Genomic DNA, 11889 nt, shown 5'->3' with positions numbered 1-11889 from the left:
ATCAGACTATGCCCGGCGATCCCTGGCCAGGGTGTCGGCGGTCGTCTCCGCGAAGTCCAGCAGCAGCCGGCTGGTCGTCTCGGGCGCTTCGAACATCGGCAGGTGCCCGACGTCGGGCACCTGCTCGACGCGGGCGTTCGGCACAGCGTCGTACTGATGCGCCGACGACGGCTCCCACCGGCGGTCGGCGGCACCGAAGAGCACCAGCACCGGGATGTCCAGTGCGGCGAGGCGCTCGGGCACGCTCCGCTCGGCGATGTACGCGCCGTTGCGGCGCAGCACCGCCCTGAACGTGCGATACGTGATGCCCCGAGCATCGGCGACGACCTCGTCCGGGATGTCCACCGGGAGGTTGCACACCGCGCTCATCCCCTTGCGGATCATCGCGTCCGATCGCCTCGACCACAGCAGCGGCCCGAGCGGCGGGGCCATCAGGACCCGGAGCGGGAGGGGCTGCGCAAGGAGCGCGTCGGGACTCGGGCCACTGCTGATCAGTGCGAGTGAACTCACCAGGTCAGGGCGCTGTTCCGCAAGCGACGTGGCGACGTAGCCGCCGCTGGAGTGCCCGACCGCGGTGATGTGATCAAGCCCGAGGTCGTCGAGGATCGCAGCCACCTGCCCCGCCTGCTCGGGCACGTCGTACGACGGCACGGGCGGGGACTGGCCGCAGCCCGGCAGGTCCACCCGGATGAGGTGATGCCGGGCCGCGAGGGCCGGAACCACCGGGTTCCAAGTGCTGCCCGAGGCCCCCGATCCGTGGATGAGCAGCAGAGGCGGCGCCTGGCGTTCTCCGTCGTGGACCACGTGCAATCGCCGCGAGTGCTCGACATCGTCGACTCTCATGCAGGCGACTATGCACCGGCGGTCGGCCATCGGTCTTGTACAAATGTTCCGGACCAGGGCGCCGTCCCAGACCATGGCCTCCCGCCGCGCCGGCTCCTCAAACGATGAGCCCATCGTGGTCGCGTCCGCCACGAACGGCGGAAGACGACCCCATCCGCAGCGCCCGAACGCTCAAGACGCCTGCTCGGCCAGGTCCTTCACGAGGAGGCGCCTCCAGGGATATCGACGACCTCGTGCAGGCCCAGCCGACGGTTGAACGCGCCGGCCACCCGTGCGGCGACGGTGCGCGGCAGCAGGCGCGCGGGCCAGGTCATGGCCCGGTTCGCGCGCCGGCCCGGGTAGGACACCGCACGCCGCCGGGCGTAGTCGTCGAGGGTGTCGGCCGCGACGGTGGCCGGCGTGTCGGCGACCGGGGGGATCGTGGCCGAGGTGCCGTCGAAGAAGCCGGTCGCGATCGCACCGGGGTGCGCCGCCATGACGTGGACGCCGGTACCGCGCAGTTCCTCGGCCAGTGCCTCGGTGAAGGAGAGCACGAACGCCTTGGTCGCGGCGTAGCCGGCCTGGTAGGGCATGGGCTGGAAGGCCGCGGTGGAGGACACGTTGATGATGCCGCCGGAACCGCGGGCGACCATTTCGGTCCCGATCGCGTGGGTCAGCGCGAGCAGGCCACCGACGTTGAGCGCGACCGAACGCAGCTGCGGCTCGAGCGGACGGGTCAGGAACGGGCCCGCACTGCCCATACCGGCATTGTTGAGCAGCAGGTCGACGCTCAGGCCGCGGTCGCGCAACTCCCGCAGGACACGCTCGGGGCCGTCGGCGGCGGCGAGGTCACCGGCGATCACCTCGACCTCCGGGCCGCCGTGCAGTTCCTGGATGTGCGCTGCCAGCTCCCGCAGGTCGCCGACCGAACGGGCCAGCAAGATCACCCGCGCTCCCCGGCGGGCCAGTTCCAGGGCGTATGCACGCCCCAGCCCCTTGGACGCACCGGTGACGAGCGCCGTGACGCCGCGATAGCCATCCCGCACGGAAGCCTCCTAATAGTTCGAGTCTCGAAATACCGACGCTAGCACGATCCTTCGACGCTCGAAACATCGCTACGATGGCGGCATGACCACGCCCGACCTTCACACGGCCCTCGCCGCGACCTATGACATCTGGATGCGGACCGTCGACCTGGTCGGGCCGGCACTGACCGAGCACCGCCTGACCCCGGCCACCTTCCAGGCGCTGTGGGTGATCGACCCGTCCGAGCGGCCCCCCTCGATGAAGGCCATGGCCGAGCGCATGCACTGCAACGCCCCGAACCTGACCTTCGTGACCGACCAACTCGTCGACCGGGGCCTGGTGGAACGCGCCGTGGACCCGGCCGACCGCCGTTCCCGCGTCCTGGTCCTGACCGACAAGGGCCGGCGGGTGCGCGACGAGGTGGTCCGAACCGCCCTGGAGGGCAATCCGCTGGCGACGCTCACCCCCCGCGAACTACAGCAGCTCACAGCCCTGTTTGACCGCGCCCTCCGGCCCGGCCGGCGCTAGCGCCGCGGCCTTCAGACGGAACCGCACCCATGCAAATTCCGCTGCTCGCCGTGATCCGGCGGGACGTGCGGCCGGCGGGCATGGGCGTCCGCGGGTTGGCGCACGAATATGGAGTGCGTCGGCGGACGGTGTGAGAGGCGCCGGCCTCGGCGTGGCCTAAGCCGCGCAAGCGGATGCCGCCGCGGCGGTCGTGGCCGGATCCGTTCAAGCCGGCGATCGATGGAGATGCCGCGGGCGGGGCCGGACGGCGCCGTCGCCGTGCGCGCGGACGGTGGTCTTCGTCCGCCGGTGACCCTCATCGGCGCAAGGAGGACGGGCCCCGGTCGCGGTCGCGGCGGGGCCCGTCCCGATCGGTCAGGCGGGGGTCTCGGCGGTGGCGGTCAGGACCGCGCGGCCGAGGATGTGGCCGGCCATCGCGAAGCCGTGGAGGGCCGGGGTGGCGTCGGCCGGGACGCCGATGGAGGCGACATCGAGGGCGTGCACCACGACGAAGTAGCGGTGCGGCCCGTGCCCGGCCGGTGGGGCGGCGCCGATGAAGCGGGCCTGCCGGGCGTCGTTGGGCAGTTGGAAGGCGCCTTCGGGCAGGCCCGACCCGGCGTCGTCGCCGGCGCCCTCGGGCAGCTCGGTGACGGTGGCGGGGATGTCGGCGACCGCCCAGTGCCAGAAACCCGACCCGGTGGGGGCGTCGGGGTCGTAGACGGTGACGGCGTAGCTCTTGGTGCCTTCCGGGGCACCGCTCCAGGACAGGTGCGGGGAGGTGTCCTTGCCGCCGGGGACGCCGGAGGAGTACTGCTCGGGCGGCCAGGCGGCACCGTCGGCGACGGTGCCGCTGGTCACGGTGAAGGACGCCGCCTCGGGGAGGCGGGCGAAGGGGTCGTTGGCAGTCATATCAGGGTGTTCCTTTCGAGTCGTGCGTGAGGGCGGCGGGTCGACGGGGAACGGCGATCACCGGGGCCCGGCGCGCGCGGGACGCCGTCGTCGTCTCCCGTCCGCCACAGATCGACCATAACACTAATAATCGATTATTAAGCAGATCGTCTATGATGGTGCCATGAGTCAGACGATCCACTCCTCGGCCTCATCGGGGAAGCAGATGCTCTCCGAGCAGGTCCACGCCAGCCTGCGGGACGCGATCATGCACGGCGAGCACGCCCCCGGTACCGCCCTCAAGCCGCAGGACCTGGCCAAACGGCAGGGTGTGAGCCTGGCGGTCGTGCGCGAGGCGCTGGTGCGGCTGGTCGGCGAGGGCCTCGCCGAGCGGATGCCCAACCGCGGCTTCGCCGTCCCCGCCTTCTCCGACCGCCGCTGGCAGGAGATCGCCGAGGCCCGCCGGACCATCGAGCCCGCCATGCTGCGCATGTCCATCGAGCGCGGGGACCTCGACTGGGAGGCCCGCGTACGAGCCGCCCAGCACCGTCTGGCCCGCACCCCGACGCACATGCCGCAGGAAGGCGAGTACTACAGCGACGCATGGGCCGAGGCCCACCGGGTCTTCCACCGCACCCTGCTGGACGGGTGCGGCAACCCCGTCCTGCTGGAGACGTTCGACCGGCTGTGGACCGCGAGCGAGCTGGCCCGCCGCCTGTCGGCGCTCCGCGTGCCCGACCGCGACGCCGTCGCCGAGCACCGCCGGCTGGAGGAGGCGGCGCTGGCCCGCGACGCCGACACCGCCGCCGAGGTCCTGACGCTGCACCTCACCCTCACCGCGGCCGGACTGACCGGCTGCCCCGACCACGAACCTGGGAAGGAAGCCTGATGCTCTTCACTGAATCGGCCCGGCCGGTGCCCGTGTCCCCCGGCACCGGAGCGTCCGGCCACGCGCTCGAGGCGACCGCGGGCCGCCGCTGCCACGACGCCGTCGCGCCCCTGCACTCGTGCGTGTACTTCGCCCCGGAGCAGCAGGACGAACTCGCCGCGCTCGGACTGGAGCGCGGACCCATGGCCTACTATGCGGGCCGCGCGGCCCCGCTCGGGGCGGTCGACGCGGGAACCGTCACGGCGACCTTCTACAACTTCGACCACCGGCATGTGCGGCGCTACATTCCGGCCGCGTGGCGCATCGCCGCACCGGAGGCGGTGCTGGCGGCCCGGCTGCGCGGCGCGGACCGAACGCTGCGGCGGCTGCTCGGCACCGAAGCCGTCGCCTCCAAGGAAATGGCCGAAGCGGCCGAACTGGCGCTGCGCGCCGCCGAGGCGGGCCACCGTGAGGCGCGGCCGCTGTACTCCGCGAACGCCGACCTCCCCGTACCCGGCGAACCGCACCTGGCCCTGTGGCACGCCGCGACGCTGCTGCGCGAGCACCGCGGGGACGGCCACCTCGCCGCCCTGGCGATCGCCGGCCTGTCCGGACTCCAGGCGCTGGTCCTGCACAACGCCACCGGCAGGGCACCGACCTCGGCGGTGTTCATGCAGACCCGCGGCTGGTCCGCGGCACAGTGGGCCGCCGCCCGCGACCGGTTGCGCGAGCGCGGCCTCCTGGACGAGGCGGGAGACCTCACCGAGTCGGGCGCGGCCCTGCGCGGCGAAGCCGAGGCATTCACCGACCACCTCGACGCCGCCCCGTACGACCACCTCGGCCCGGCCGCCACCGCCCGCCTCACCGAACTGGCCGGCGGCTTCACCGCGGCCCTCAGGACGGCGGGCGCCTTCCCCGCGGCGCTCTTCGGCAAAGGCTGACCACCCGGCCCGGACGCCCCCGCTCGGCCACGGCCAGGCGGGGGCGACCTCCAGGCCAAGAGGGCATGGCAGGGCTTCTCCTCCCAGAGGCCGACGGGACGCGGTTTCAGCCGTCGCAGGCCAAGGCGAATGCCACAGCCTCGCCGCACGGGCGGCCGCCGAGAAGGCCGACGATGGCAACGATGGTGAGGCCCTCAGCCGAAGTCGCACGCCGACGCACGCGGCGACATCACCTACGTCGATCCTGCCGACCCGCGTCAAGGCCACGCTCAGCTTGTAATCAGGAGTGCCGCATTCGTCGCGGTTGAGACTGTCTCATCTGTGATGGGCGCTGGCGCCTGAGGCTGTCGCCGGCCTGCTGCTCCTGGCCGCTGCCGGGACGAGCCGAGGCAATCCTGGGCCCTTACGTCTGCTCGTGACGGTGCAGTGCCCAGCGTTCGACGGCGTGCATGGTGGCCTGGGTCCAGGGTGCGACAGGTCCCAGAACGCTGTGTCCACCGGGTAGCGGGTGGCGTACCTCCCGTCTCACACTGCCGGACGCATGGCCCCGAGGCCGTGACCATTTCCTCGTGCCGCCGCGCATCGGTGAGATAGGGACAGGCCGCAGCAGAGAAACAACCCATTGAGCTCTCTACCCGCCCCCATCTCGAACGCTGGGCGCAATACACCGTAACCCCTGCTGCTCATCCCTCTTTCCGCGTGCTTTCCGCGCTCTAACCATGCACTCACCGGCCTCTAGCCGGCTTCTTTCCACGTGCTTTCTGACACGTCCTGTCCGAGAATTCGCGCTGGTTGTAGCGCTGCCCCCTGACCGCCCGCACGGCCGGATCCGGCCAACGACAATGAGCAGGTCCTCTTGACCGCGATTCCGAACACGCCGCCACGCCTGCATATCAGCGCAAAACGTGGCCATTCGGTACGGTTCACCCCCGGACATGACACGTCACAAGCCCGTGGGGGTGCGCCATCAGCCAGCCGCAGGTCCAAGCCCAAGGGATTCCCGTGCGCGTCCGGCTGCTGAACAGCATCCAGGTGCTCCACGGCGAGGGCCCGCCGGCTCCCCTGCGACACAACCTGCGCGGTCTGCTGTTCGCGCTGCTGGTCGACTCCGACGGCGGTCCCGTTCCAGTCGAGCGCTTGCTCAAACTGGCGTGGGAGCAGCAGCCCAGGACCCGGGCGCCCCTGCACACTGCCGTGAGCAGGCTGCGCGGAGTCCTGGGCGACCGCGTCACCCACCACACGGGCCCCGACAGCTACCAGATCACCGCGGCCGGCGCCCCGCACCTTCCCGTCTCCGCCGACGGGCATGTCTCTGTCGACTGGTACGAGACCACGCAGCTGATGCGGACGGCCGCCGGCCTGCACACCCGCGACCCGCATGCCGCGGTCCTGCTCTGGGAGGACGTGCTGGCCGGATGGTCGCCCGCCACCCTGGACACCCTCCCGGCCACCCAGGAGATGCAACGGCTGCGGCAACGGGTCATCGACGCCTACCTGGACGCCGCCGAGCAGCTCGCCGAGCTGCGGCTGATGTTCGGCGAGCATCACCGTCTCGTCGAGACGATGACGACGCTGGTCGAAGACCATCCGAGACGAGAACTGCTGCGCGGGGCGGTGATGACCGCGCTGTACCGATGCGGCCGCTCCGACGACGCCCTTGGCCTCTATCAGGCGCACCGCACATGGCTGGCCGAACGCAGCCGGCAACCCGGCCCGGCCCTCCGCCTGGTGCACGATCGGATCCTTGCCGGCGACCCGGACCTGTACGAGGTGGCCATCCCCCCGCTGCCGCCCGCGGATCAAGCCGTGATCGACTCGGGCGCACCCCATCGCGTCCAGCCCTACACGGTGCGGATGGCGGCTTCCATGATCGTCGACGACCCACACAGTCCCGACGCCTACAGCACTGCCGTGGATCGGGCCGCCGCCGCGCGCGTCACCGCGTTTCTGCCCGAGGTCCCCATCATGGCCAGGGAAGTGCAGCAGTTCGGAGGCCTGTGCGTTCGTGAGGCCGCCCGCACGGTCGGCAACCATCGCATCCTCGAACTGGGCGCCCCTCCGCCGTCGCCCTTCAGCCTGCACCGTTTCGCCCAGATTCACTGCCCGGGCGGCTACCAGGTGGTCTACGTCGCCAGCGACGTCCACCTGTGCGAGCAACTCCGCACGCGGTTCGCCAAGGAGCCGGGGGTCCAGGTGGTCGCCGGGTCGCTCCGCGCCCCCGACCAGTTGCTCCAAGAGGAGGCCGTCCGGGATCTCCTGCAGCTCGACCGGCCTCCTGAGGAACGGGAAACGGTGCTCGTCAGGGACGGCCACGACCTGAACAACACCCCCGACGCCTACAACCCCCGCGAGGTCTACACCGCGCTGCTGGACGGCGCGGCCCCCGGCAGCATGCTCGCGCTGACCAACGTCGGAGTGCCGTCGACCGCCGCGGCCGCGGCCAGCATCCAGGAGGCGACGCAGGGCTCGTCCTACGTGCTGGTGCCCCGCCTGGCCGCCGAGCTCGCCCAGATCGTCCCGGCGGGGATGGTGCTGGGACCGCAGGGCGTCGCCGACACTCACGCCTTCCTGGCCGATCCCAATCCCGGGCACCGGGAATGGGCGCATTACAGCCTCACCGCGACCATCCCCGCCTGACAGCCGAAAACCGCAAGATCCTCACCGTCTGGTGACATCCCCACACCAGCGTTGACAACCGTGATCCGGTCTGCTGATCTGAGATCCGCAGCAGAGCAGCAGCCCACCGACCCACAAGGATTGATGTGGCTCTGCCTGACCTCCCCTCCACCGGCGCCCAGCACGGCTGCCCCTTCCCGTTCGTCTCGATCGACCCCGCCGTGCCCCTCACCATCGAGCCGACCGAGCCGGCTCCCGTACCCGCCGATGTCCAGGGCCGCACGATCTTCAAGGTGGCCCTGCCGCCGGGGCAGCCCGATACAGAAGCCTGGTGGTTGAGCGACCACGCCGCCGCCAGGGAGGTCTACCTCCGCGACGACCTCTTCCTCCGGGCCACCGCCGACGGGATCCTGCCGTTCCTCAACCTCGCGCCGCTCATCGCCACCCAGGACGGCCAACACCTCCGCGACCTGCGCAGCCTGGTCATCAAAGCGTTCAACGCCCCCAACATGCGGCGCTTCCGGCCCAGCGTCGAGTCCCTCGCCGACAGCTGCCTGGACAACCTGACCGCAGCAGGAGAACCCGCCGACCTGGTCGCTCATCTCGCCTGGCCGCTGTCTCTCAACGCCGTCGCCGAAGTCCTCGGCGTCCCCGCCGAGGGCCGCGACCAATTCCACACCTGGGGCGACATGCTGCTGTCCACCGGCCCCAACCGCGCGGCCGAGAACGCGCAGGCGATGACCGAGATGACCGCCTACGCCGGCCGGCTCATGGCGGCCCAGGCCGGAAAGCCCGACGGCGGCATGCTCGCGTACGCCGTCGCCAAGGGAACCGACCTCGGCATCGACCCGGCCGAGTCGGCGATGCTGGTCGCCAGCCTCGCCGTCGCCGGCTGGGAGACCACCGCCGCCGCGATCGCCGCGAGCGTGCACAAGCTCCTCACCACGCACGATCCCGCAGGCGTCAGCCTGTATCACCAGCTGTGCGCGCGCCCCGAGCTGATCCCCACGGCGGTCGAGGAACTGTTGCGGGTGATCCCCAACTCGTGGTTCGACACCGGGCAGCCGCGACGCGCCGCCGTGGACACCGAGCTGGCCGGCGTCCAGATCAAGGCCGGCGACGTGATCCTCGTGGCACACGACATCGCCAACCGCGACCCGCGGGTGTTCGCCGACCCCGACCGGCTCGACCTTGCCCGGGCCGACAATCCGCATCTGTCGTTCGGGCACGGCGCGCACTACTGCCTCGGCGCCAACCTCGCCCGCCTAGAGCTCAACGTCGCGCTCGAACAGCTTACGGCCCGGCTGCCCGCACTACGCCTGACCGTCGACGCCGGGGACGTGGAGTGGAACCGGGCGACGCCGATCCGTCGCCCTCTCAAGGTGCCGGTCGCCTGGAGCTCCCCCAACGCCTGATCGTTGGACGATAACTAGCCTAATGATGGTTCAAGTGCCGAGGGCCATCCCCGCCTGCGCAGGGCGTGATGACCGACGGGCCGCCGCGTACGTACGGACCATCCCCGCGTGCGTGGGGAGCAGCCGAGCCCGATATCGGGCCGGCTCTCTGTCCGCTCATACGCCGGAATGCTCCCATGTCGTGGTCGGCGAGGTCGACGTCGCTGGTTGGCGCAGCGAGGAAACCGCGCGGGGGAGGAGGCCGACGATGGTTCCGCCTGAAGGCCGCGACATGTTGCTTCGTGTGCTGGCGTCTCCTTTCCGGGTGCTGGTGTGGCTGGAGTACCGGCTGTTGCCGCTCGGCCGACGCGGACCGAGATGGTTCTCCTGGGTGGGCTCGTCCTGCGTAACTGGCGCCAGCGCGGCGGACGCGGCCGGATCCGCGACATCTGGTGACGGCGGTGGCGCGGCCCGCCTTGTTACCGGCAGCAAGCCCTGACCGTCACGAACGAGACGCTGGCGTCCGAAGTGCCCGCGCCGTGGTCGGCTGCGCCAGCAGTGCGCTGGTGCCCTATCACCGCCGTGGGGGCCGGCGGGTCATGAGCGTGATCGCGGCCAAGGTCAGGTGGGTCTTGTTGGTGGCGGGTGCATGGTTGGTGGCCAATGAGGTTGCGGCGGGCGTTCAGCGGCTGGCTGGCGTCCGCGTCCCGGCCTCAGCTCACTTGGTGCTGAACGCCGGCCACAGGGTTTGCGCCGCCGAGCTCTTGGGACCGGGCAACAGCGGTGTCGATAGCGAGGTCCCGGCCGTCCCTGTCGGCTGAGCCACCATCGACCCGTTACGGCCCGACCGGGGCCGCAGCGGGAGTCGCCGACGGCATCAGGGGGTCTATTTGGGTGGGCGTGGTGACCTGCTCCGCCCCAGGACGTTGCCGCGGGCCCGCACAGGCATTCGCGGCGGGGCGCACGGCGGCTCAGCGCCGGGCGGGCTCGGCGGTCACGGTACGGAGGGCGTCGAGTGACTCCCGGATGTAGTGCGGCAGGTCCGCCTCGCCGGTATCGCCGATCCAGCGCTCGAACGCGACCTTGAAGACGGCGATGCCCGTTTCGGCGGCCAGGCTCGCGGCCGGCTCGGGGACGCCGCGCCCGCGCAGCGCGCCGGTGAGCGCCTCTGCCAGCGTCGCCAGCTTGATCAGTTCGCGCTCGCGCAGCTCCGCGTTCGCCTCGATGATCGCCTGGCGCCGCCGCGCCTGCGCGTGGTCGGGGATCACCGAGGCGGCCGCCTCCAGCGCCGCGGTGGTCGCCTCGATCGGCGGCGCGGACGCCGGGGCCCGGGCGACGGCCTGCTCCATGAGGTCGCGCAGGAGGTCCGAACCGGCGAACAGGACCTCGCGCTTGTCGGCGTAGTGCCGGAAGTACGTCCGCTCGGTGACCCCGGCCCGCCTGGCGATCTCGACCACCGTGGTCCGCTCGAACCCACGCTCGCCGTAGAGCTCCAGCGCCGCCTGCTCCAGCCGTCCGCGCGCGTTCGGCTCCCATCGCCCCATGGCCGCGATCATAGTTGATGTCAGTGCCTGTCATCGCATAGCGTGATGTCAGTCAATGACATCACTGGAGGTCGCATCATGCGCGTTCTCGTCACCGGCGCGTCCGGCTGGATCGGCTCGGCCGTCGTCCCCGAACTGCTCGGCGCGGGCCACGACGTTGTCGGGCTGGCCCGCTCGGAGTCCTCGGCCGCCGTGCTCACCGCCGCCGGGGCCGGGGTGCTCCGCGGCACCCTCGACGACCTGGACGTCCTGCGTGACGCCGCGGCCGCGTCCGATGCCGTGCTGCATCTGGCGTACAAGCACGACGTCGCCTTCGCGGGCGGCCCCGCGGACGCCGCCGCCGCGGACCGCCGCGCCATCGAGACCTTCGGCGGCGCGCTGGCGGGCACCGGCCGGCCGCTGGTCATCGCGTCCGGGACGCTCGGGGTCGCACCGGGCCGCCCGGTGACCGAGCGGGACGGGTGGGACCCGGCGCCCGCAAGCGGTCCGCGGCTCGCCGCCGCGCAGCTGGCGCTGTCCTTCGAGCCCCGCGGCGTCCGCCCGGTCGTCGTGCGGCTGCCGCCGACCGTGCACGGCGAGGGCGACCCCGGCTTCATCACGGTCCTGGTCGGCATCGCCCGCGAAAAGGGTGTCTCCGGGTACATCGGCGACGGCGCGCAGCGCTGGCCCGCGGTGCACCGCGACGACGCCGCCCGGCTGTTCCGGTCGGCGCTGGAGGACGCGCCCGCCGGAGCGGTGCTGCACGCGGTCGCCGACGAGGGCGTGCCGATCCGGGATATCGCCGAGGTGATCGGCCGGGGGCTCGGCGTCCCGGCCGTTCCGGTGGCCCAGCCGGACGCGGGCGGGCACTTCGGCTGGCTGGCGCCGATGCTCGCCGTGGACGGGCCTGCGTCCAGCGCGCTGACGCGCGAGCTGCTGGGCTGGCGGCCGAGCGGGCCCGGGCTCCTCGACGACCTGGGCAAGGGCCACTACTTCCAGGCCCCTCCGGCCTGATCGCGCCCGCCGTGAGGCGGCGCGTGCCCGTCGTCCCGTAGGCGGTCTTGTCGGTGAAGCGGTGGCCGAAGGTCGTGGCGGCCACGGCGCGCGGGCCGGTGGTGACGTTCGCCGACGGAGCGTTTGCCGGCGTCCATCCTTCGGGACGGATTACCGTCACGCTCATCGACACGCACGCACGCATCCAGAAGAATCGTCTCCTCAACGGCCTTCGTCGTGATCAGGTCTTTCGCCGGAACACCTGATCACGCGAGGGCGGTTGCCCTGTCCGAGGAATCCCCTGGCCCACA

11 protein-coding genes are annotated in these 11889 nt (G+C 71.7%); 7 read left to right on the top strand and 4 right to left on the bottom strand.

Annotation, left to right across the window (positions count from 1 at the left end; genetic code table 11):
• Positions 1-6: 6 nt before the first annotated feature.
• The gene (locus AB0881_RS14180; protein ID WP_366617106.1) at positions 7-843 is read right to left on the bottom strand and encodes an alpha/beta hydrolase; all 837 of its coding nucleotides are present in this window, start codon (positions 841-843) and stop codon (positions 7-9) included.
• A gap of 197 nt (positions 844-1040) precedes the next feature.
• Positions 1041-1868 (bottom strand): SDR family oxidoreductase, encoded by an 828-nt coding sequence (locus AB0881_RS14175; RefSeq protein WP_366617105.1) that lies wholly within the window; start codon positions 1866-1868, stop codon positions 1041-1043.
• An 82-nt stretch (positions 1869-1950) separates the two neighbouring features.
• On the opposite strand from AB0881_RS14175, the gene AB0881_RS14170 reads away from it, so the two are divergent.
• Positions 1951-2376, top strand: a complete 426-nt coding sequence (locus tag AB0881_RS14170; protein WP_366617104.1) for a MarR family transcriptional regulator — start codon at positions 1951-1953, stop codon at positions 2374-2376.
• Positions 2377-2730: 354 nt separating this feature from the next.
• Here AB0881_RS14170 and AB0881_RS14165 read toward each other — a convergent pair whose 3' ends face one another.
• Positions 2731-3264 carry a YbhB/YbcL family Raf kinase inhibitor-like protein gene (locus AB0881_RS14165; protein ID WP_366617102.1) on the bottom strand — a complete coding sequence of 178 codons (534 nt, stop codon included), beginning with the start codon at positions 3262-3264 and terminating at the stop codon, positions 2731-2733.
• A 163-nt stretch (positions 3265-3427) separates the two neighbouring features.
• Here AB0881_RS14165 and AB0881_RS14160 point away from each other — a divergent pair, with 163 nt between their 5' ends.
• The 4 genes from AB0881_RS14160 (at position 3428) to AB0881_RS14145 (ending at position 9083) form a co-directional block, all read left to right on the top strand.
• A complete protein-coding gene (locus AB0881_RS14160) occupies positions 3428-4132 on the top strand; it encodes a GntR family transcriptional regulator (RefSeq protein WP_366617100.1) in 705 nt (234 codons plus the stop codon).
• A complete protein-coding gene (locus tag AB0881_RS14155) occupies positions 4132-5052 on the top strand; it encodes a hypothetical protein (protein ID WP_366617099.1) in 921 nt (306 codons plus the stop codon). The genes AB0881_RS14160 and AB0881_RS14155 overlap by 1 nt, the downstream gene beginning before the upstream one ends.
• A gap of 1002 nt (positions 5053-6054) precedes the next feature.
• Positions 6055-7689: a BTAD domain-containing putative transcriptional regulator gene (locus AB0881_RS14150; protein WP_366617097.1), complete on the top strand. Its 1635-nt coding sequence runs from the start codon at positions 6055-6057 to the stop codon at positions 7687-7689.
• Between the two features lie 125 nt (positions 7690-7814).
• Positions 7815-9083, top strand: coding sequence for a cytochrome P450 (locus AB0881_RS14145; RefSeq protein ID WP_366617095.1), 1269 nt, complete (start codon positions 7815-7817; stop codon positions 9081-9083).
• 950 nt (positions 9084-10033) lie between these two features.
• On the opposite strand, the gene AB0881_RS14140 is transcribed toward AB0881_RS14145, so the two are convergent.
• Positions 10034-10606 (bottom strand): TetR/AcrR family transcriptional regulator, encoded by a 573-nt coding sequence (locus AB0881_RS14140; RefSeq protein ID WP_366617093.1) that lies wholly within the window; start codon positions 10604-10606, stop codon positions 10034-10036.
• 78 nt (positions 10607-10684) lie between these two features.
• Here AB0881_RS14140 and AB0881_RS14135 point away from each other — a divergent pair, with 78 nt between their 5' ends.
• Both AB0881_RS14135 and AB0881_RS14130 read left to right on the top strand, forming a co-directional pair.
• Complete coding sequence (locus tag AB0881_RS14135; RefSeq protein WP_366617091.1) at positions 10685-11599, top strand: SDR family oxidoreductase; 915 nt, start codon at positions 10685-10687, stop codon at positions 11597-11599.
• A 47-nt stretch (positions 11600-11646) separates the two neighbouring features.
• Positions 11647-11844: a hypothetical protein gene (locus AB0881_RS14130; protein WP_366617090.1), complete on the top strand. Its 198-nt coding sequence runs from the start codon at positions 11647-11649 to the stop codon at positions 11842-11844.
• Positions 11845-11889: the final 45 nt, after the last annotated feature.

The sequence above is a fragment of the Spirillospora sp. NPDC029432 genome, assembly GCF_040703975.1.
GTDB lineage: Bacteria > Actinomycetota > Actinomycetes > Streptosporangiales > Streptosporangiaceae > Spirillospora.
Note: the sequence above shows the minus strand (reverse complement) of the source record. Positions and strands in the feature narration are given on the sequence as shown.